Source organism: Pseudomonas sp. fls2-241-TYG-175, assembly GCF_030209155.1.
GTDB classification, from domain to species: Bacteria; Pseudomonadota; Gammaproteobacteria; order Pseudomonadales; family Pseudomonadaceae; genus Aquipseudomonas; species Aquipseudomonas viridiflava.
Genome location: NZ_JARVSO010000038.1, coordinates 12,218 through 33,764, shown reverse-complemented (window position 1 = coordinate 33,764; position 21,547 = coordinate 12,218). Strand labels below are relative to the sequence as shown.

The 21,547-nt window shown below is 60.0% G+C and carries 17 protein-coding genes; 12 read left to right on the top strand and 5 right to left on the bottom strand.

Going from position 1 to position 21,547, the window contains the following annotated elements; translation table 11 throughout:
* Nucleotides 1–174 precede the first annotated feature (174 nt).
* The 12 genes from QRN20_RS22320 (at nt 175) to hemE (ending at nt 17,392) form a co-directional block, all read left to right on the top strand.
* Complete coding sequence (locus QRN20_RS22320; RefSeq protein ID WP_004882719.1) at nt 175–1,239, top strand: pilus assembly protein PilM; 1,065 nt, start codon at nt 175–177, stop codon at nt 1,237–1,239.
* Nucleotides 1,239–1,817 carry a PilN domain-containing protein gene (locus QRN20_RS22315; RefSeq protein WP_025993896.1) on the top strand — a complete coding sequence of 193 codons (579 nt, stop codon included), beginning with the start codon at nt 1,239–1,241 and terminating at the stop codon, nt 1,815–1,817. The genes QRN20_RS22320 and QRN20_RS22315 overlap by 1 nt, the downstream gene beginning before the upstream one ends.
* Entirely contained in the window at nt 1,814–2,437 is a 624-nt protein-coding gene (gene pilO / locus QRN20_RS22310) for a type 4a pilus biogenesis protein PilO (protein WP_004882717.1), read from the top strand. The genes QRN20_RS22315 and pilO overlap by 4 nt, the downstream gene beginning before the upstream one ends.
* Complete coding sequence (locus QRN20_RS22305) at nt 2,434–2,961, top strand: pilus assembly protein PilP (RefSeq protein WP_122413125.1); 528 nt, start codon at nt 2,434–2,436, stop codon at nt 2,959–2,961. Before pilO ends, QRN20_RS22305 begins: the two co-directional genes overlap by 4 nt.
* 47 nt (nt 2,962–3,008) lie before the next feature.
* A complete protein-coding gene (locus QRN20_RS22300; RefSeq protein WP_058432384.1) occupies nt 3,009–5,108 on the top strand; it encodes a type IV pilus secretin PilQ in 2,100 nt (699 codons plus the stop codon).
* Nucleotides 5,109–5,112: 4 nt separating this feature from the next.
* Entirely contained in the window at nt 5,113–5,631 is a 519-nt protein-coding gene (aroK, locus tag QRN20_RS22295) for a shikimate kinase AroK (protein ID WP_004882714.1), read from the top strand.
* Nucleotides 5,632–5,756: 125 nt separating this feature from the next.
* Nucleotides 5,757–6,860, top strand: coding sequence for a 3-dehydroquinate synthase (aroB, locus tag QRN20_RS22290; RefSeq protein ID WP_058432376.1), 1,104 nt, complete (start codon nt 5,757–5,759; stop codon nt 6,858–6,860).
* A 9-nt stretch (nt 6,861–6,869) separates the two neighbouring features.
* The gene (locus QRN20_RS22285; protein ID WP_122417891.1) at nt 6,870–8,498 is read left to right on the top strand and encodes an SPOR domain-containing protein; all 1,629 of its coding nucleotides are present in this window, start codon (nt 6,870–6,872) and stop codon (nt 8,496–8,498) included.
* Nucleotides 8,499–8,857: 359 nt separating this feature from the next.
* On the top strand, nt 8,858–13,303 hold the full coding sequence (gene gltB, locus QRN20_RS22280; RefSeq protein WP_122417890.1) for a glutamate synthase large subunit: 4,446 nt from the start codon (nt 8,858–8,860) through the stop codon (nt 13,301–13,303).
* 121 nt (nt 13,304–13,424) lie between these two features.
* Nucleotides 13,425–14,843, top strand: a complete 1,419-nt coding sequence (locus tag QRN20_RS22275; RefSeq protein WP_004882710.1) for a glutamate synthase small subunit GltD family protein — start codon at nt 13,425–13,427, stop codon at nt 14,841–14,843.
* 576 nt (nt 14,844–15,419) lie between these two features.
* Entirely contained in the window at nt 15,420–16,187 is a 768-nt protein-coding gene (locus tag QRN20_RS22270) for a S1 family peptidase (RefSeq protein WP_058432379.1), read from the top strand.
* 137 nt (nt 16,188–16,324) lie between these two features.
* Nucleotides 16,325–17,392, top strand: coding sequence for a uroporphyrinogen decarboxylase (hemE, locus tag QRN20_RS22265; protein ID WP_004882708.1), 1,068 nt, complete (start codon nt 16,325–16,327; stop codon nt 17,390–17,392).
* A gap of 59 nt (nt 17,393–17,451) precedes the next feature.
* Here hemE and QRN20_RS22260 read toward each other — a convergent pair whose 3' ends face one another.
* The 5 genes from QRN20_RS22260 to QRN20_RS22240 all read right to left on the bottom strand — a co-directional run bounded on the left by QRN20_RS22260 (nt 17,452) and on the right by QRN20_RS22240 (nt 21,544).
* On the bottom strand, nt 17,452–18,030 hold the full coding sequence (locus QRN20_RS22260; RefSeq protein WP_058432380.1) for a lipocalin family protein: 579 nt from the start codon (nt 18,028–18,030) through the stop codon (nt 17,452–17,454).
* Nucleotides 18,031–18,032: 2 nt separating this feature from the next.
* The gene (bamE, locus tag QRN20_RS22255) at nt 18,033–18,287 is read right to left on the bottom strand and encodes an outer membrane protein assembly factor BamE domain-containing protein (protein WP_004882706.1); all 255 of its coding nucleotides are present in this window, start codon (nt 18,285–18,287) and stop codon (nt 18,033–18,035) included.
* Nucleotides 18,288–18,421: 134 nt separating this feature from the next.
* Entirely contained in the window at nt 18,422–19,024 is a 603-nt protein-coding gene (locus QRN20_RS22250) for a DUF924 family protein (protein ID WP_088236111.1), read from the bottom strand.
* 14 nt (nt 19,025–19,038) lie between these two features.
* Complete coding sequence (locus QRN20_RS22245; protein WP_004882704.1) at nt 19,039–20,049, bottom strand: class 1 fructose-bisphosphatase; 1,011 nt, start codon at nt 20,047–20,049, stop codon at nt 19,039–19,041.
* A gap of 145 nt (nt 20,050–20,194) precedes the next feature.
* Entirely contained in the window at nt 20,195–21,544 is a 1,350-nt protein-coding gene (locus QRN20_RS22240) for a DUF3999 domain-containing protein (protein WP_162868476.1), read from the bottom strand.
* Nucleotides 21,545–21,547 lie beyond the last annotated feature (3 nt).

Sequence of the window (21,547 nt, the reverse complement as noted above, 5' to 3'; positions counted from 1 at the left end):
AAGCGCAGGCATTTACAAATGAACACGCCTTGAAGCTTTCTCAAACGAAAAAAACGCTGGGCATTATAAGCATTTTTCGTCCCCAAGCGTGATTTGCGCTACTGTCAAGGCTGTTGGCAGTGACGCCGACCCGAAATAACTCCGTAAGTGACGGAAACTCATAGGAATCAGGTTGTGTTCGAACTCTTCGGTAAGAAGGCCAACACCCTTCTAGGGATCGATATTAGTTCCACCTCGGTCAAGCTCCTTGAATTGAGTCGTTCCGGAACCCGCTACAAAGTCGAGTCTTACGCTGTTGAGCCGTTGCCGGCCAATGCCGTCGTCGAGAAGAACATTGCCGAACTCGAAGGGGTTGGTCAGGCGTTGTCACGGGTCGTTGGCAAGGCCAAGACCAGCGCCAGAATAGTGGCGGTCGCTGTCGCAGGCTCCGCAGTCATCACCAAGACGATCGAAATGGATGCCGGTCTCTCGGACGACGACATGGAAAATCAGCTCAAGCTCGAGGCTGACCAGTACATCCCCTATCCCCTTGAAGAAGTGGCCATCGATTTCGAAGTGCAGGGCTATTCGCTGCGCAACCCCGAACGCGTGGAAGTCCTTCTGGCTGCCTGCCGCAAGGAAAACGTCGAGGTGCGCGAGGCCGCGCTGGCGCTGGCTGGCCTCACCGCAAAAGTCGTTGATGTCGAAGCCTATGCCCTTGAGCGTTCGTTCGGGCTGCTGGCTGCGCAGCTGGGCAATGGTCACGATGAGCTGACCGTGGCGGTTGTCGACATCGGCGCAACCATGACCACGCTGAGCGTCCTGCACCATGGCCGGATCATCTACACCCGTGAGCAACTGTTCGGCGGACGCCAACTGACCGAAGAAATCCAGCGCCGCTACGGCCTGTCGATGGAAGAGGCCGGGCTTGCCAAGAAACAGGGCGGGCTGCCGGATGACTATGTCAGTGAAGTGCTGGAACCCTTCAAGGATGCGCTGGTGCAGCAGGTCTCGCGCTCGCTTCAATTCTTCTTCGCGGCAGGCCAGTACAACTCTGTGGATCACATCATGCTCGCTGGCGGTACGGCTTCCATTTCCGGCCTGGAGCATCTGATCCAGCGCCGACTCGGCACGCCGACCCAGGTGGCCAACCCGTTTGCCGACATGGCCCTCAGTTCCAAGGTCAACGCCGGAGCGCTGGCCAGTGACGCGCCCGCGCTGATGATCGCGTGCGGTCTTGCTTTGAGGAGCTTCGACTGATGGCGCGGATTAACCTTTTACCTTGGCGTGAAGAACTGCGCGAAGAGCGCAAGAAACGCTTCCTGACTGTGTTGGTCTGCGTGCTGGTGGTCTCTGTCGGCGTGCTGTTCCTGATCGATCGCTACATCGGTATGGCGATCGACAACCAGTTGGCGCGCAATACCTTCATGCAGAAAGAGATCGCGCAACTTGATGTGCGCATCAAGGAAATCAGCGATTTGAAAGCGCGGCGCAAGCAGTTGTTGGAGCGCATGAAAATCATCCAGGACCTGCAGGGCAACCGCCCGATCACCGGACGGGTGTTCGATCAGCTCGCCCGCACCCTGCCGGATGGCGTGTATTTCTCGCAGGTCAAGATGACTGACAAACTCATCGCGATCACCGGTGCGGCCGAATCGAACAACCGGGTTTCCGACCTCATGCGTAATCTTGAAGCATCCGACTGGCTGGAAGCGCCAAGCCTGACCGAGGTCAAGGCGACGACTGCGGGTGCCGTGGATCAGGCCAACGTCTTTCAATTGACCGTGCGCCAGACCCAGCCGCAGGTACAAGTTCCTGCCGAAGGAGCCAAGCCATGAACATGAGCGAGTGGCTGGAAGGGCTGCGCAAGGTCGAACTCAACGAACTCGACCTCAACAACCTGGGTTCATGGCCTGCCGCAGTCAAGGCAATTGCCGGTGTGCTGCTGGCTGTTTTGATCTTCGCCCTGGGCTATTTCCTGTTCATTCAGGACATGGAAACCCAGCTTGAGAACGCGCAGGCCAGTGAGGTTTCGCTCAAGGAGCAGTTCTCCACCAAGGCGTTCCAGGCCGCGAACCTGGAACCCTACAAGAAGCAGATGGAGGAAATGGAGAACACCTTTGGCGCTCTGCTTCGGCAATTGCCCAGCGACACCGAAGTGCCTGGCCTGCTTGAAGACATTACCCGCACCGGTCTGGGCAGCGGCCTTGAGTTCGAAGAAATCAAACTGTTGCCCGAGGCGGTGCAGCAGTTCTACATCGAACTGCCGATACAGATCACAGTGGTCGGCGGCTATCACGATCTGGCGACCTTCGTCAGTGGCGTGGCAGGGTTGCCGCGCATCGTGACGCTGCATGATTTCGACATCAAACCGGCTGATCCCAAGGTGCCTGCCAAGTTGCGCATGAACATTCTGGCCAAGACCTACCGCTACAACGATGAAGGGCTGAAGAAATGAGGGTGGCGCGTGTGTTGTGCGTCAGTACGGTCCTGGCGGGGCTGGCCGGTTGCGGTGGCGGCAATGATTACGCTGACCTGAGCGAGTTTGTGGCTCAGGCCCAGTCGCGTCCGAGCGGCACAATCGAGCCTTTGCCTAGGTTTCGTGCCTATGAGGCGTTCACCTACAACGCCGCCAGTCTGCGCAGCCCCTTTCAGCCTGCGGTCAAGGTCGATGCGCTCAGTCGTCAGAAAGGCTCGCGTCTGGTCGCGCCGGACGATACTCGCGTCAGGCAGTTTCTCGAAGGCTTCAACATCGAGTCATTCGACATGGTCGGTACCATCGGCAACGACTCCGGCATCTTCGCCCTGTTGAAAGGGGCAGGAGGCGTCTATCGCGTGAAAGTGGGTGATTATCTGGGTCGCAACAACGGTCGCATCGTGTCGGTCAGCGACGGGCAGGTCGATGTCATTGAAATAGTTCCTGATGGAGAGGGGGCCTGGCTGGAAAGGCCGCGCAGTATCGCCCTCAAAGAACGCTCATGAAGTGGGCAAGGCCAAGCATGTACAGCACCGCACAACGGAAATTGATCATGACCCGGATTCTCTCGATTATCGGCGTTTCGTTATGGATAGCGATGATGTCGCCGGTTCTCCAGGCTGCCAATCTCAAGACGCTCGACGTCGCAGCCCTGCCGGGTGATCGAATCGAGCTCAAGCTTTCCTTTGATGCACCGGTGCCCGCGCCACGCGGCTATACCACCGAGCAGCCTGCGCGCATTGCGCTGGACCTGCCGGGCGTGACCAGCCAGCTGGCGACCAAGAGCCGTGATCTGGGCGCAGGCAATGCCCGCAGTGTGGTGGTTGTGCAGGCGCAGGACCGTACGCGAGTCATCATCAACCTGACGACGCTTTCGCCGTACAGCTCACGCGTCGATGGCAACAACCTGTTCGTGGTGATCGGTCAGGGTGCGGCGGCGGCACAGGCTTCGCAGCCGACCACCGCCAAGGGCGCTGCACGGGTCGCCGTGCCGCCACCCACACCGGCATCGGCGCGGCCCTATGTGCCTGCGGGCGTCAGAGCCATCCGCAATGTCGACTTCCAGCGCGGTGAGCTGGGCGAAGGCAACGTGGTCATCGACCTGAGCAATGCCGGCATCGCTGCAGATATTCAGGAGCAGGGCGGCAAGATCCGTGTCGATTTCGCCAAGACGCAATTGCCCGATCCGCTGCGTGTGCGTCTGGACGTGAAAGACTTTGCCACACCCGTGCAATTCGTCAGCGCCACGGCGTCCGGCGACAAGGCCAGCATTTCCATCGAGCCATCGGGTGCGTTCGATTATTCGGCGTTCCAGACCGAAAACAAGCTGACCATCAGCGTGCGCCCATTGACCAATGAGGACGTGGATCGTCGCGCTGCTGACAAGCCGGTCTACACCGGCGAGAAGCTTTCGCTGAATTTTCAGGACATCGATGTGCGTTCGGTACTGCAACTGATCGCCGATTTCACTAACCTCAATCTGGTCGCCAGTGACACGGTTCAGGGCGGCATCACCCTGCGTCTGCAGAACGTGCCGTGGGATCAGGCGCTGGACCTGGTGCTCAAGACCAAAGGGCTGGACAAGCGCAAGGTCGGCAGCGTGTTGCTGGTCGCCCCGGCTGACGAAATCGCCGCGCGTGAGCGTCAGGAGCTGGAGTCGCTCAAGCAGATTGCCGAACTGGCCCCGTTGCGTCGTGAGCTGTTGCAGGTCAATTACGCCAAGGCAGCGGACATCGCCAAGCTGTTCCAGTCGGTCACCAGCGCCGAGTCCAAGGCGGACGAGCGTGGTTCCATTACCGTGGATGAGCGCACCAACAACATCATCGCCTACCAGACTCAGGATCGACTCGACGAGCTGCGCCGTATCGTCTCGCAGCTGGATATTCCGGTACGTCAGGTGATGATCGAGGCGCGAATCGTCGAAGCCAACGTCGACTATGACAAGCAGATCGGCGTGCGCTGGGGCGGGCGAACCGACCGGTCGCGCAAGTGGAGCGTCGGCGGTCTCGACGATAACGGCGATGAAGCAGGCAATACGGGCAACGATCTGACGGCCAACATTCCGTTTGTGGATCTGGGTGCTCCAGATGCCACGGCGGGTGTCGGGATCGGTTTCCTGACCAACAATGCACTGCTGGACCTTGAGCTGAGTGCTATGGAGAAGACCGGCAACGGTGAAATCGTCTCCCAGCCCAAGGTCGTCACCTCCGACAAGGAGACTGCCAAGATCCTCAAGGGCACGGAGATTCCGTATCAGGAATCCAGCTCCAGCGGTGCCACGACAGTGAGCTTCAAGGAGGCGTCCCTGTCGCTTGAGGTCACGCCACAGATCACGCCGGACAACCGCATCATCATGGAGGTCAAGGTTACCAAGGACGAGCCTGATTACCTCAATGCGGTGCTGGGCGTGCCTCCTATCAAGAAGAACGAGGTCAACGCCAAGGTGCTGATTTCCGACGGCGAGACCATCGTGATCGGCGGGGTGTTCTCCAATACGCAAAGTAAAGTTGTAGAGAAAGTGCCATTTCTCGGTGATGTGCCGTATCTTGGCCGCCTTTTCAGGCGCGACGTGGTGGCGGAGGCGAAATCCGAGCTGTTGGTATTTCTGACACCGCGTATCATGAACAACCAGGCGATTGCTGTGAGTCGTTGATTCTGTGCGAAATTTAATACTTGTGGGGCCGATGGGTGCTGGCAAGAGCACCATCGGCCGTTTGCTTGCCAAAGAGTTGCGACTGCCGTTCAAGGATTCCGACAAGGAAATCGAGTTGCGCACCGGTGCCAATATTCCCTGGATTTTCGACAAGGAAGGCGAACCGGGCTTTCGCGACCGTGAGCAGGCCATGATTGCAGAACTGTGTGAAGCCGATGGCGTTGTTCTGGCCACGGGCGGCGGTGCGGTCATGCGCAGCGAAAATCGTCAGGCGCTGCACGCTGGTGGACGAGTGGTGTATTTGCATGCGTCGGTCGAGCAGCAGGTCGGCCGGACGGCACGCGACCGCAATCGGCCCTTGTTGCGTACGGCGGATCCCGCTCGCGTGCTGGGCGAATTGCTGGCCATTCGCGACCCGCTGTACCGGGAGATTGCCGATCTGGTGGTCGAAACCGACGAGCGGCCGCCGCGTATGGTGGTTCTGGACATCCTGGCGCGTCTTGCCGAGCTTCCTCCCCGTTAAAGCGCAGACAAAAATGCGCTATCCTCGGCGACCAATAAAACAGCGACGGTACAGGGTCCGGCACAATGGCCATCCTGACGCACCCAGGTGTGCAACCGTCGAACCGGCAATCAACGTGGGGACACATGCAGACACTTAAGGTCGAGCTTGGTGAGCGTAGCTATCCGATCCATATCGGCGAAGGCCTTCTGGACCGTCCCGAACTCCTGACCCCGCATATCGTCGGGCGCCAGGTGGCCATCGTGTCCAATACAACGGTCGCGCCGCTGTATCTGGAGCGACTGACCCGCACGCTCGCCGGTTATAACGTGCTGCCAATCGTGCTTCCCGATGGCGAAGCTTTCAAGAACTGGGAAACCCTGCAAACCATTTTCGACGGTCTGCTGACGGCCCGCCATGACCGCCGCACAACGGTCATCGCGCTGGGTGGCGGCGTCATCGGCGACATGGCCGGGTTTGCCGCCGCGTGCTATCAGCGCGGCGTGAACTTCATTCAGATCCCGACCACGCTGCTGTCGCAGGTCGATTCCTCGGTGGGCGGCAAGACCGGCATCAATCATCCGCTGGGCAAGAACATGGTTGGTGCGTTCTACCAGCCGGGTGTCGTGCTGATCGACACCACTTCGCTCAATACCCTGCCTGCGCGTGAGCTGTCCGCCGGGCTTGCGGAAGTCATCAAGTACGGGCTGATCTGCGACGAGCCGTTCCTGACTTGGCTCGAAGAGCATGTCGACGCGTTGCGCGGGCTGGATCAGACTGCATTGACCACGGCCATCGAACGTTCCTGCGCGGCCAAGGCACTGGTCGTCGGTGCCGACGAGCGCGAGTCGGGTGTGCGGGCGACATTGAACCTGGGTCACACATTTGGTCACGCCATCGAGACGCATATGGGCTATGGTGTCTGGCTGCATGGCGAGGCGGTTGCCGCCGGTACGGTCATGGCGCTGGAAATGTCCTCGCGCCTGGGCTGGATCAGCACGCAAGACCGCGACCGCGGCATACGTCTTTTCCAGCGTGCCGGTCTGCCGGTGGTGCCTCCGCAGGACATGACCGAGGAGCATTTCCTCGAACACATGGCAATCGACAAAAAAGTCATCGACGGACGCCTGCGTCTGGTGCTGCTGCGTCAGATGGGTGAAGCGGTCATCACGGACGATTATCCAAAAGAAGTACTACAGGCCACTCTGGTTGCGGATTACCGCGCCCTGGTGGATCAGCTTAGAGGTTAACGGAAACCCATGACTAGTTTGCACGCCGACGAGGCCTTCCTCGGCCATTACCAGTTGAGTCATGACCCCTTTGCAGCGCGGGTACCTGGCTTCAAATTCTTCCCTGCCCAGCGCAAGCCGGTGCTGGGTCAGCTTCACCATCTGGCGCGTTACAGTCAGTTGTTGCTGGCGGTCACCGGGCCTCAGGGCAGCGGCAAGACCCTGCTGCGTCAGGCACTGGTAGCGAGTACCAACAAACAATCGGTCCAGAGCGTGGTGGTTTCGGCGCGGGGCGCCAGCGATGCGGCCGGTGTGCTGCAACAAGTCGCGCAGGCCCTGAGCGTTGCCCATGCCGAAATGCAGTCGATCCTGTCGCAGGTGGTTCAGCTCGGTCTGACGGGGCAGGAGGTGTACCTGCTGGTTGACGATGCGGAACAACTGGGCGATTCGGCGCTCGAAGCGTTGCTGGGTCTCGCAGCGGGTACGCCGGAAGGGCGCCCGCACGTATTCCTGTTTGGCGAACCGTCACTGCTCGATCGTCTCGATCAGTTGTGTGCCGAACTGCAGGGCGACGTCGAGGGCGAGCGCTTTCACGTCATCGAGTTGCAACCTTATACGGAAGAAGAAACCCGGGAGTATCTGGCTCAACGTCTGGAGGGTGCAGGGCAGGGAATCGCACTGTTTACTGCCGACCAGATCACCGATATCCATGAACAGTCCGATGGCTGGCCTGGGGCGATCAACCAGGTGGCCCGCGATTCAATGATCGAGGCGATGATCGCAAGTCGTTCTGCGGTCAAGCGTCCAAGTGTGGGGTTCAACATGCCGAAAAAACACGTATTGGCTCTGGGTGCTGTCGTGCTCGTGGCCGTGGCAGCCGCTGTGCTGATCCCGGGCCGTGGCGACAAGACACCTGCCAGTGACCCTGCTTCCGCTCAGGCGCAACTGCCTTTGGGGCAGGGCACGCCATCTGCCCAGCAGTCGAACAACGGTGGCCCGGCCATCGAGTTCGCGGGCAACTCCCAGCCCATGCCGTTGCCGCTGGGTGGCAACTCGCAACCGGTCATGCGCGGCCCGCTGGCCGAGGCGGCAGGTTCGAGTGATTCCGACGAAGACGCAGTGCCAACCGGCTCGCCCGCTCAGCCTCCGACCGTGACCACGACTGCGCCGCCAGCCGGTGTTCCTGCCGGTCAGGCTGCAGCTCAGACGCCACGCTCGTCGATTCCTGCGCCGACATCTGCCGCTTCTGCGACTCAGCCTGCACCCGCCGCCAAGCCTGCGCCAGCGCCGACTCAGGTGGCGACTGCCAAACCCGCTCCAGCGCCGGCCGCCAAACCCGCCGAGAAGCCTGCTGCCGCCAAACCGGCTGCCGGTGGCAACTGGTACAGCGGTCAGGCGCCAGGCCACTATGTTGTGCAGATCCTCGGCACCAGCTCGGAAGCGACGGCTCAGGCCTACGTGGCAGAGCAGGGCGGCGAGTACCGTTACTTCAAGAAAACCCTGCAGGGCAAGCCGCTGTATGTGGTGACCTACGGTAACTTTTCTGACCGTGCTGCCGCCCTGGCAGCCATCAAGGTATTGCCAGCCAAGGTTCAGGCTGGTAAACCTTGGCCTCGTACTGTCGCAAGCATCCAACAAGAGCTTGGCGCCACTCGCTGAAGTCGCAGCGGCCTTATCCAGGCCGCTCACCCGGCAAACCTGACTTTACCCGCTTGAGCGCGCCGCCTTTTCGGGGCGCGCCTTGTGGCGTCTGCGTTACAAACGCTCCGCAGTCTCAGTCGCTTCAGTCAGATTATTCAAGAAATACTTTGACTACCACAGTGACCCGCTTTAAAACTTTCACAATTGCGACATTGATTATCCACCAATCGTCGTTAAATTTGTGAGCCCTAGTGTCGCTGTGTACAATGACCTCCGTTTTGCCCGTCCGAAGCCGGCGTACGTTCGGCGTGTCAGGTAATTGGTTGAATTAAAAGGAAATTTGCCTCGCATAGAGGCAGCCTGGTGAGAAAGTGTCTATGAAAGCAGGTCTGTACCAACCAGATGAATTCAAGGATAACTGTGGTTTCGGCCTGATCGCACACATGCAAGGCGAGCCCAGTCATCACCTGTTGCAGACGGCTATCCAAGCCCTGACCTGCATGACCCACCGTGGTGGCATCAATGCCGACGGCAAGACCGGTGACGGTTGCGGTCTGCTGATTCAGAAGCCCGACGGCTTCCTGCGCGCGATGTCCAAGGAACACTTCGGTGTCGATCTGCCCCGCCAGTATGCTGTGGGCATGGTGTTCCTCAATCAGGATGACGCCAAAGCCGAAGCCGCACGCGAAAACATGAACCGCGAAATCCTGGCCGAGGGCCTGGAACTGGTGGGCTGGCGTCAGGTGCCGATCGATACCAGCGTGCTGGGTCGTCTGGCGCTGGAGCGTCTGCCGAAGATCGAACAGGTCTACATCGGCGGTGAAGGCCTGAGTGATCAGGAATTCGCGATCAAGCTGTTCAGTGCGCGTCGCCGTTCATCGGTTGCCAACGCTGCTGACAGCGATCACTACATCTGCAGTTTTTCGCACAAGACCATCATTTATAAAGGTCTGATGATGCCGGCCGACCTCACGGCCTTCTTCCCGGACCTGAGCGACGAGCGCCTGCAAACCGCGATCTGCGTGTTCCACCAGCGTTTCTCCACCAACACCCTGCCGAAATGGCCGCTGGCTCAGCCGTTCCGCTTTCTCGCCCACAACGGCGAGATCAACACCATTACCGGTAACCGCAACTGGGCGCAGGCGCGTCGTACCAAGTTCACCAACGACCTGATGGAACTGGATGAGCTGGGGCCGCTGGTCAACCGCGTCGGTTCCGACTCGTCGAGCATGGACAACATGCTTGAGCTGATGGTCACTGGCGGCATCGACCTGTTCCGTGGCGTGCGCATGATCATCCCGCCTGCGTGGCAGAACGTGGAGACCATGGACCCGGATCTGCGGGCGTTTTATGAATACAACTCCATGCACATGGAGCCGTGGGACGGTCCGGCCGGTGTCGTGATGACCGAAGGTCGCCACGCGGTCTGCCTGCTGGACCGTAACGGTCTGCGCCCGGCGCGCTGGGTCACCACCAAGAACGGTTACATCACCCTGGCGTCGGAAATCGGCGTGTGGGACTACAAGCCTGAAGACGTTATCGCCAAGGGCCGTGTCGGTCCGGGCCAGATCTTCGCGGTCGATACCGAGACCGGTCAGATCCTCGACACCGACGCTATCGATAACCGCCTCAAGTCGCGTCATCCATATAAGCAGTGGCTGCGCAAGAACGCCTTGCGCATTCAGGCAACCATGGAAGACAACGACCACGGTTCGGCTTTCTATAACAGCGACCAGCTCAAGCAATACATGAAGATGTATCAGGTCACGTTCGAAGAGCGTGATCAGGTGCTGCGTCCGCTGGGCGAGCAGGGTCAGGAAGCCGTGGGATCGATGGGTGATGACACGCCGATGGCCGTGCTGTCGCGTCGTGTGCGCTCGCCTTACGATTACTTCCGCCAGCAGTTCGCGCAGGTCACCAACCCGCCGATCGACCCGCTGCGTGAAGCCATCGTCATGTCGCTGGAAATCTGCCTCGGTGCCGAGCGCAACATTTTCCAGGAGTCGCCCGAGCACGCTTCGCGCGTGATCCTCAGCTCGCCGGTCATTTCCCCGGCCAAGTGGCGCTCGCTGATGAACCTGGATCGGCCGGGCTTCGAACGCTACATCATCGATCTGAACTACGACGAGCAGATGGGCCTTGAAGCGGCAGTCCGCAACGTCGCCGATCAGGCCGAAGAAGCGGTGCGTTCCGGTCATACCCTGATCGTACTGAGCGACCGTCATATCGCACCCGGCAAACTGCCGGTCCATGCCTCGCTGGCCGTTGGCGCGGTTCACCACCGCCTGACCGAACAGGGTCTGCGCTGCGACAGCAACATTCTGGTCGAAACCGCGACCGCCCGTGACCCGCATCACTTTGCGGTGCTGATCGGTTTCGGTGCGTCGGCGGTCTACCCGTTCCTGGCCTACGAAGTGCTGGGCGACCTGATCCGTACCGGCGAAGTGCTGGGCGATCTGTACGAAGTCTTCAAGAACTACCGTAAAGGCATCACCAAGGGCCTGCTCAAGATCCTGTCCAAGATGGGCATCTCGACCGTCGCGTCCTACCGTGGTGCACAGCTGTTCGAAGCCATTGGCTTGTCCGAGGAAGTCTGCAACACCAGCTTCCGCGGTGTGCCGAGCCGTCTGAAGGGCGCGCGTTTCGTCGACATCGAAGCCGAGCAGAAGGCCCTGGCGGCCGAAGCCTGGAGCCCGCGCAAGCCGATCCAGCAAGGCGGTCTGCTCAAGTTCGTGTTCGGTGGCGAATACCACGCCTACAACCCGGACGTTGTCAGCACCCTGCAGGCTGCGGTGCAGCAGGGCGACTACAGCAAATTCAAGGAATACACCTCGCTGGTGGACAAGCGTCCGGTGTCGATGATTCGCGACCTGCTGCAGGTCAAGACCCTCGACCAGCCGCTGAGCATCGACGAAATCGAGCCGCTGCCCGAGATTCTCAAGCGCTTCGACTCTGCCGGTATCTCGCTGGGCGCACTGTCGCCCGAGGCGCACGAAGCGCTGGCCGAGGCGATGAACCGTCTGGGTGCCCGCTCCAACTCCGGTGAAGGGGGTGAAGACCCGGCGCGCTACGGCACGATCCGCAGCTCCAAGATCAAGCAGATCGCGACAGGTCGTTTCGGCGTGACGCCGGAATATCTGGTCAACGCCGACGTGCTGCAGATCAAGGTTGCTCAGGGCGCCAAGCCTGGCGAAGGCGGGCAGTTGCCGGGCGGCAAGGTCAACGGTCTGATCGCCAAGCTGCGTTACGCAGTGCCGGGCGTGACCCTGATTTCGCCACCACCGCACCACGACATCTATTCCATCGAAGACTTGTCGCAGCTGATTTTCGACCTCAAGCAGGTCAACCCGGCGGCGCTGGTTTCGGTCAAGCTGGTAGCTGAGGCGGGCGTCGGTACGATTGCGGCCGGTGTTGCCAAGGCTTACGCCGACCTGATCACCATTTCCGGTTATGACGGCGGTACCGGGGCTTCGCCGCTGACCTCCATCAAGTACGCCGGTGCGCCGTGGGAGCTGGGCCTGGCTGAAACTCACCAGACCCTGCGCGGCAACGACCTGCGCGGCAAGGTCCGTGTGCAGACCGACGGCGGCCTGAAAACCGGCCTTGACGTGATCAAGGCGGCAATTCTGGGTGCCGAGAGCTTCGGCTTCGGCACTGCGCCGATGATCGCGCTGGGCTGCAAATACCTGCGTATCTGCCACCTGAACAACTGCGCCACCGGCGTTGCGACCCAGAACGAGAAGCTGCGCAAGGATCACTACATTGGCACCGTCGATATGGTGATCAACTTCTTCACCTATGTGGCTGAAGAGACGCGTGAGTGGCTGGCAAAACTGGGCGTGCGTTCGCTGGAAGAGCTGATCGGCCGTACCGACTTGCTGGAAGTACTGCCGGGCGAAACCGAGAAGCAGCAGCATCTGGATCTGACGCCGTTGCTGGGCAGCGACCACATTCCGGCTGACAAGCCTCAGTTCAGCCTCGTGGATCGCAACCCGCCGTTCGACAAGGGCCTGCTGGCCGAGAAGATGGTAGAGCTGGCCAAACCGGCCATCGAAGCCCTCAGCGGTGGCGAGTACGAGATGGATATCTGCAACTGCGACCGTTCCATCGGCGCGCGGATCTCCGGCGAAATCGCTCGTCTGCATGGCAACCAGGGCATGAACAAGGCGCCGGTCACGTTCCGCTTCAAGGGCACGGCCGGTCAGAGCTTCGGCGTGTGGAACGCCGGTGGTCTGAACATGTATCTGGAAGGCGATGCCAACGACTACGTCGGCAAAGGCATGACCGCTGGCAAGCTGGTTATCGTGCCGCCCAAGGGCAGCCCGTTCAAGACCAACGAAAGTGCGATCATCGGCAACACCTGCCTGTACGGCGCAACCGGCGGCAAGCTGTTCGCGGCGGGCACGGCGGGTGAGCGTTTCGCGGTACGTAACTCCGGTGCCCACACGGTTGTGGAAGGCACGGGCGATCACTGCTGCGAATACATGACCGGCGGTTTCGTCTGTGTCCTCGGCAAGACCGGCTACAACTTCGGCTCCGGCATGACGGGCGGTTTCGCCTACGTGCTGGATCAGGACAACACGTTCGTCGACCGCGTCAATCATGAGCTGGTTGAAATCCAGCGCATCAGCGGCGAGGCGATGGAGGCTTATCGCACCCACCTGCAGACCGTGCTGAACGAGTATGTCGCGGAAACCGACAGTGAATGGGGTCGCAACCTTGCGGAAAACCTGGACGACTACCTGCGTCGTTTCTGGCTGGTCAAGCCCAAGGCTGCCAACCTGAAGTCGCTGCTCTCCAGCACCCGGGCGAACCCGCAATAAGCGCAACTGCACGCGGCGTGTTTCACGCCGCACGACCACAGCAGTGCGCGAATGCCTGCGAACATGATTTCCTGCAGCTTCACGGCCATGGCCTGAAGCTGTCGTGTAGAGGTTCTAGAGAATGGCCGAGCGTCTAAGTAACGACTTTCAGTTCATCGATGTCGGGCGTAAAGACCCGAAGAAGAAGCTGCTGCGTCAGCGCAAGAAAGAGTTCGTGGAGATCTACGAACCCTTCAAGCCCCAGCAGTCCGCCGATCAGGCGCACCGCTGCCTGGGCTGCGGTAACCCGTATTGCGAATGGAAGTGCCCGGTGCACAACTTCATTCCCAACTGGCTCAAGCTGGTCGCCGAGGGCAATATCCTGGCGGCGGCCGAGCTGTCGCACCAGACCAACACCCTGCCGGAAGTCTGCGGCCGCGTATGCCCGCAGGACCGTCTGTGCGAGGGTGCCTGCACCCTGAACGACGGCTTCGGCGCCGTGACCATCGGTTCGGTCGAGAAGTACATCACCGACACCGCCTTCGCCATGGGCTGGCGTCCCGACATGTCCAAGGTCGTGCCGACCGGCAAGCGCGTGGCAATCATCGGTGCCGGACCTGCGGGCCTGGGTTGCGCCGATGTGCTGGTGCGTGGCGGGGTAACGCCGGTGGTGTTCGACAAGAACCCTGAAATCGGCGGTCTGCTGACCTTCGGCATTCCCGAGTTCAAGCTCGAGAAGAGCGTGCTGAGCCATCGTCGCGAGGTGTTCACCGGCATGGGTATCGAGTTCCGTCTCAATACCGAAGTCGGCAAGGACGTCACCATCGACCAGTTGCTTGAAGAATACGATGCCGTGTTCATGGGCATGGGCACCTACACCTACATGAAAGGCGGCTTTGCCGGTGAAGACCTGCCGGGCGTACACGATGCACTCGACTTCCTGATCGCCAACGTCAATCGCAATCTGGGCTTCGAAAAGTCGCCTGAAGATTTCGTCGACATGAAAGGCAAGCGGGTCGTGGTACTGGGCGGTGGCGACACCGCGATGGACTGCAATCGCACGTCAATCCGTCAGGGTGCCAAATCCGTGACCTGTGCCTATCGTCGCGACGAAGAAAACATGCCGGGTTCGCGCAAGGAAGTGAAGAACGCCAAGGAAGAGGGCGTGAAGTTTCTCTACAACCGTCAGCCGATCGCCATTGTCGGTGAAGACAAGGTCGAGGGCGTGAAAGTGGTCGAGACCCGTCTCGGCGAGCCGGATGCCCGTGGCCGTCGCAGCCCCGAGCCGATTCCGGGCTCCGAGGAAATCATCCCGGCCGACGCCGTGGTCATCGCCTTTGGTTTCCGCCCGAGCCCGGCTGCATGGTTCGAACCCTTCACGATCAACACCGACAGCCAGGGCCGCGTGATTGCGCCCGAGCAGTCGCAGTACAAGCACCAGACCAGCAACCCGAAAATCTTCGCCGGTGGCGACATGGTTCGCGGCTCCGACCTGGTGGTTACCGCAATCTTCGAAGGCCGTAATGCGGCTGAAGGGATTCTGGATTACCTGGGCGTTTGATGGCTCTGACTCTGTAGATAAGAGGCCTCGCTACGTCTTCGACGTAGCGCGGTCGCGCAGCAAACACGGTGGGAGCGGACTTGTCCGCGAAGGCCATTACATCCGACGAATATTCATCGTCTGAAATACAGTATTCGCGGACAAGTCCGCTCTTATCAAACAACACGTAATCTGCTGACTGAACACGTTGTTGTGGGAGGCGGCTTGCCGGCGATGCAGCCGACGCGGTATGTCAGGAAAATCGCGTCATCGTTCATCGCCGGCAAGCCGCCTCCCACGGTCCGGTGTTTGCTGCGCGGCAGCGCTACGTCGAAGACGTGTAGGGGCCTCCCACAAAATCGCGTTTCTTCAGTAAATCACGCATTGTCTGAGGGGCGTCTTTGAGACTTTCAGGTCTGAACAGCCTTCTTCAGGCTGTTTTCCCGCCTTTGCTGTCAGTTTTGACAGTTCCCGTTCCTGACGCATTTCGCTTTACTGAAAATCGGCTGGCTCGTTCGAGACGCCGATATTTCGACGTGTGCTGCAGGATCGCAGGCGCGTTGTAACAGGGATTCAGTCACGATCAGGGAGTTGATCATGAACAAGCTACTCGCGTTAAGTTGTCTGGTCGCCATATTGGCTGGTTGTGGCGCAGACCGTGCCGTCGAAGATGTCGGAAAGATTGTCGGCGGTGAGCCCGCTCCCAGCGGTCAATACCCGTTTTTTGCGGCGTTGGTCGAAGAGGATGGCGAGCACATCTGCGGTGGTGCGTTGATTGCACCGCAGTGGGTCCTGACGGCCGCGCATTGCCTGACCAATCCTGAAAAAAAGGCACACGCAGTCAGTATCGGGCTGGAACAATACCGCCCTGAGGTTATCGAGAGAGAGCGTATTACTGTTGGTGATGTCTTTCTTCATGCGGGTCTTAATCGGGGTCAGTACGACATCGCCCTGGTCAAGCTGAGCCGTCCTGCCCAGAGCACGGAGTTTCTCAAGCTGGACAGCGGCCAATCTCCTCTTCCTCTTTACAAGAACACGCCAGTGACACTGATCGGGTTCGGTCGGACCGATGAGGGGGTGCTGGCCGATGTCTTGTATCAGGGCCAGGGGCGCATATTGAATGACGCAAGGTGCATCTACATTCCAGAGGGCTATCCCGACACCAACTTCAACCCCGATAACAACATCTGTGCAGGCTACAACCAGGCGGGAGGCGATTCTGGCGGGCCTCTCCTGTACAAGACAGCAAGCGGGTATGTCGAAGTGGGACTGGTCAGCCGTACCTTGATGTACGGTGCCGGACAGTACACACGGGTGTCATTCTTCGACGGTTGGATAAGGCAAATCATGCAAACCAACCCGTAGAACTGCCGGGTTACATACAGTCATGACGTCGTTGGCGCCTGCGGCAAATCGACCCGATAGATAAAAGGCACGGCTCTTACCGTGCCTTTTGCGTCGCGCTCTGAGAAAATGCCCGCACTTTTATAGCGGATGCCGACATGACTGCCCTGAAGAACGACCGTTTCCTGCGCGCCCTGCTCAAGCAACCCGTGGACGTAACCCCTGTCTGGATGATGCGTCAGGCGGGCCGCTATCTGCCCGAGTACCGTGCCAGCCGCGCCAGCGCCGGCGACTTCATGAGCCTGTGCAAGAACCCGCAGTTCGCCTGTGAAGTCACGCTGCAGCCGCTTGACCGCTACCCGCTCGATGCGGCGATCCTGTTCTCCGACATCCTGACCATTCCCGATGCGATGGGGCTTGGCCTGTATTTCGAAACCGGTGAAGGCCCGCGCTTCAAGAAGACCGTCAGCACACTGGCTGACATCGAAGCCCTGCCGATCCCTGATGCGCAGAAGGATCTGGGTTACGTGATGGACGCGGTCAGCACCATCCGCCGCGAACTCAATGGTCGCGTTCCGCTGATCGGCTTTGCCGGCAGCCCGTGGACCCTGGCGACCTACATGGTCGAAGGCGGCTCCTCGAAGGACTTCCGCAAGTCCAAGGCCATGCTCTACGACAACCCGCAAGCCATGCACCTGTTGCTGGACAAGCTGGCGCAGTCGGTCACCACCTACCTCAACGGCCAGATTCTGGCGGGCGCGCAGGCGGTGCAGATTTTCGACAGTTGGGGCGGCAGCCTGTCTTCGGCGGCGTATCAGGAGTTTTCTCTGGCGTACATGCGCAAGATCGTCAACGGCCTGATCCGTGAGCACGACGGGCGCAAGGTGCCGGTGATTCTGTTCACCAAGGGTGGCGGATTGTGGCTGGAAAGCATTGCCGATGCCGGTGCCGATGCACTGGGGCTGGACTGGACCTGCGACATTGGTGAAGCGCGTCGGCGTGTCGGCAGCAAGGTTTCATTGCAGGGCAACATGGACCCGACCGTACTTTATGCGCGTCCTGAGGCTATCCGCCAGGAAGTCGCACGCATCCTTGCCAGCTATGGCAGTGGCACCGGGCATGTGTTCAATCTGGGTCATGGCATTACGCCGGAAGTCGACCCGGCGAATGCGGGCGCTTTCATTGAGGCCGTGCACGAGTTGTCGGCGCAGTATCACCAGAACTGAGTCGGCACTGTCTGATCGTGCCAGTCGGCGGGCACGATCAGATTTCCTCGCTTGAATCGTTACTTCGCTTCTTTGCCAATCTTCGAATCATCCTCGCGCCAGATCAGGCGTGAGGTGTCGTAACCCTGTTGGCGGGCCTTGCTCAGCATGTCCTGTTTGACCGACTCGGAGACAGTTGGCGTGCGCGACAGCAGCCACAGGTATTTGCGGTCCGGATTGCCGACCACGGCAGTCTTGTAGCCATCGCCGATATCCAGCACCCAGTAATCGCCCTTGGCGACGCCCGGCAGCAGGCGCGAGAACCAGTTATCAAACACGACCCACAGTTTGTCGGTCTTGCCCGGCACCTGTGGCGATGCAGTACCGGTTGCTTCCTGCCACTCGCCTTCAATCGTACGGCAGCGGTTGGTCACCGCAATGTTGCCGTCATCCTTCAGTGCGTAATGGGCCTCGGACTGGGCGCACTTGCGCTGGAAGAACATCGGCAGGCGCGCCAGCTCGTACCAAGTGCCCTGATACTGCTTGAGATCGACGCTGTCGACTGTCCTCGGCTCGAGGTTGTCAGCCGAGTGTGCGAAGCCGATGGCCAGAAAACTGGCCATCACGAAGATACCAAACCGAACGAGTACCTTGATCATGTTTATTTGAGGCCCTGGCCCGAGAACAGCACGACCTTGTCGGCTGCATACTGGACGCTGATGAAAGTGTTCTGATCACCCCATGTGCAACTCGACATGCCCAGCGCACCAGAGCACTCGGTCGGGCTGCCCAGCAGCGACTCGACCTGAGCCTTGGGCATGCCAGCGGAGAGCTTGGCGTAGTTCTCTTGGGTGATTTTGCTGCACGCAGCCAGAAACACGCAAAACGACAGTAACGCGACATAGCGCAAGGACATGGATGTAGCTCCTGAACGGAAGGGGGTCGCGTCGCAACGAAGGCTGATGCAGCCTGACGCTGGCGCAATACCGAAAGGTTAGAAGAGAAAAAGCCGATCTGGTTCCCGGCAGGGACAAGGATTTATCTGGCTGATCAGAAGCTTGAGCCGGGTTTCTTGAGAAATTCTATCTCTTCGTCGGTCGACGACCTGCCCAGGATGGCATTGCGATGCGGAAAGCGCCCGAAGCGGGCAATGATCTTCTGATGGCGTTCTGCGTAATCCAGACTGCTTTTGAAGTAGTCGCGATCAGTGGCGGGCAGCAAGGGAAGCAGACGGGTAAAGCAGGTGATGGCATGGTTCTGGTCAGCGAGGTCCTCGCTGTGTTCCAGCACCAGATAGATGAAGGTGCGCTGCAACGGATCAAGGTGTTGATCGCGTTCCAGTTTCAAGCCGTGTTTGACCAGTGACTGTGCGCGCAGGTCGCCGGCAAAGGCTTTGGGGGTATCGCGGTGAATCATGCGGGGCAATTGGTCGAGCAACAGGATCAGCGCCAGCCAGCCCTTGGGGTTTTCCGCCCATTCGGCCAGTTCGCCCGCCAAGGCCTTTTCGACCTGATCACCAAAGCGCTCTCGCGCTTCAGTGTCGTTGGCTTTTTTCTTGCCGAACCAGAGCGTGTTCCTGGCTTTCACCACGTCACTGGGCGATTCGGCAGAACCGAACCACCAGTCGAGCAGCGGCAGCCAGGGCGCACGCATCGGTCCTGTCCCTCTTACTCTTTGTGATAAGCGGTGGCGCGCTCGACTTCCTGCTTCGAACCCAGGAACACCGCGACACGCTGGTGCAGGCCTTCAGGCTGAATGTCGAGGATGCGCTGATGGCCGTCGGTGGACGCGCCGCCGGCCTGCTCAACCAGGAACGACATCGGGTTGGCTTCATACATCAGGCGCAGTTTGCCCGGCTTGGAAGGCTCACGGCTGTCACGCGGATACATGAACAGACCGCCACGGGTCAGGATGCGGTGTACGTCGGCAACCATGGCCGCAACCCAGCGCATGTTGTAGTTCTTCTTCAGCGGGCCTTCTTCGCCCTGCAGCAACTCGTCCACATAGCGCTGTACCGGGGCTTCCCAGTGACGCTGGTTGGACATGTTGATGGCGAATTCCTGAGTGGTTTCAGGGATGGTGATGTCTTCGTGGGTCAGTACGAAGCTGCCCATTTCGCGGTCCAGCGTGAAGCCTTTGACGCCGTCGCCCAGCGTCAGGATGAGCATGGTCTGTGGGCCATAGATCGCGTAACCGGCAGCGACCTGCTCGGTGCCTGGCTGCAGGAAAGCCTTTTCGTTCAGGGCTTCGTTCTGGCTCAGGTACTGGTTCGGGCAACGCAATACCGAGAAGATGGTGCCGACCGGTGCGTTGATGTCGATGTTGGACGAGCCGTCCAGTGGGTCGAATACCAGCAGGTAGGCACCTTTGGGGTATTTGCCGGGAATCTGGTAGGCGTTGTCCATTTCTTCGGACGCCATGCCGGCCAGGTGACCACCCCATTCATTGGCTTCCAGCAGGATTTCGTTGGAGATCACGTCGAGCTTTTTCTGTACTTCGCCCTGCACGTTCTCGGTGCCCATGCTCCCGAGTACACCGCCCAGTGCGCCCTTGGAGACGGCGTGGCTGATTTCCTTGCATGCTCGCGCCACTACTTCGATCAGGAAGCGCAGATCGGCAGGAGTGTTGTTGCTGCGGGTCTGCTCAATCAAGTAGCGACTTAGTGTAACGCGGGACATGGATAGCTCCGAAATAGGGGGGTATGAAAACCCGCGCAGTTTAACGCGAGTGGCGACGTAATACTGCTATCAGACTGGCTTATGACTGTTTCAGTTCATACGCCGGATCAGCGTAGCTGGAATCCGGCGCTCTCGGACGGCCTGTTCAGCGTTTCGAGGCACGCAGGGTGCTCATCGCCATCCAGCCCAGAAACAGCACGCCCAGCACCAGGACTGCCCACAGTCCGATGCGCTTGAAATCGACGCTTTCCTGCACGACCGGCAGCGGTGCGGCCATGTTGGCGACCGTGGCGGACGTCGGTTTCGCCGTGCCGAGTGTGGCCAGTTTCTGCGGGGTGAAATCGGGAATGAGAGTCGCCAGCGACAGGTTGGCGGCCTTCACGGAGGTGTTGCCCACGGCGAGAGTGAACGGCCCGTTGCCGCGCGCCAGAAACACTACTTCGCTGGCCCGGACGGCGACGCTCAATGCTGGCGCTTCTGTGCCCAGTCCGCCGCCGCGGTCATCGACCACGAGTTTGAGTTGCTGGACGATACGCCCGGACAACTGCAACTGATCCTGAACCACATCGCTGCCATTTTGCGTCAGGCGATACAGCAGTCCGCTGCTGATCGGTTGCCAAGGCTGTCTGGCGTCGCTGCGTGCGTAGAGTGTGCCCGGTGCAAGGCTGTTGGGCTGGGCGATGTCGACTTTCACACGTTCGACCGGCAGGCCCGCAGGCAGCTCCCAGACATATTCGTTGGCCTTTTCGACCTTGCCGGTGACCGGTGGTGACCAGGTCAACGGCGGGGTGGGCGTTTCGCTGTCGGCTGCGAACAGATGGGCCGAGATCAACGTGGGGGCGCTGTGCGGCGAGCGCCACAGCAAGCGCAGATAGCGGGCGCTCTGACCGGGCAGACCCACCTCGCGCTGATCGACCACTTCATCGGCGAACGAAAGGCGTGCAACCTGTCCTTCACCCCAGTCGCGCCAGTGCTGGAGGTCATCGCTGGCCTCGATGCTGAAACTCTGGAAACCCTCGCGCTCGGCGCTCCAGTCGATGATCAGTTGTTCAAGTGGGGCCTTGATCGCGCTGGTGTCCAGCAGCCAGCCGCGCAACACTTCTTCGCCGGCCTCGATGTCACTTTGCGGCTGGACTTCGATCACCGTGCCATTGCTGGCGCGCTCGATGCGAATGACCGGTGTGGCATCGCCCGCTTCCTGGGTGCTGTAGAGCGCGAACCACTTGACCGGGATCGGCGTGGGCTCCTGTTCCTGCGAAGCCTGCTTCTGATTCAGGGCATACGCCTGCGGTTGGCCTTCGTTATTGAACACGCGCAGATCGCTCAGATCGGCCTGCCGCGCATTCAGTTGCACGGAAAGCGGCAGTTCAATGCGGTACCACGGGCCATCACCGCTGAGTGTCAGCGGCGTCTGGCTGGCGAAATCGGCCGGTTTGTCTTGAGCATGGGCGGCCATCGTCGTGCACAGGGTCAGGCCGAGCACGGCGATTTTCAGGGG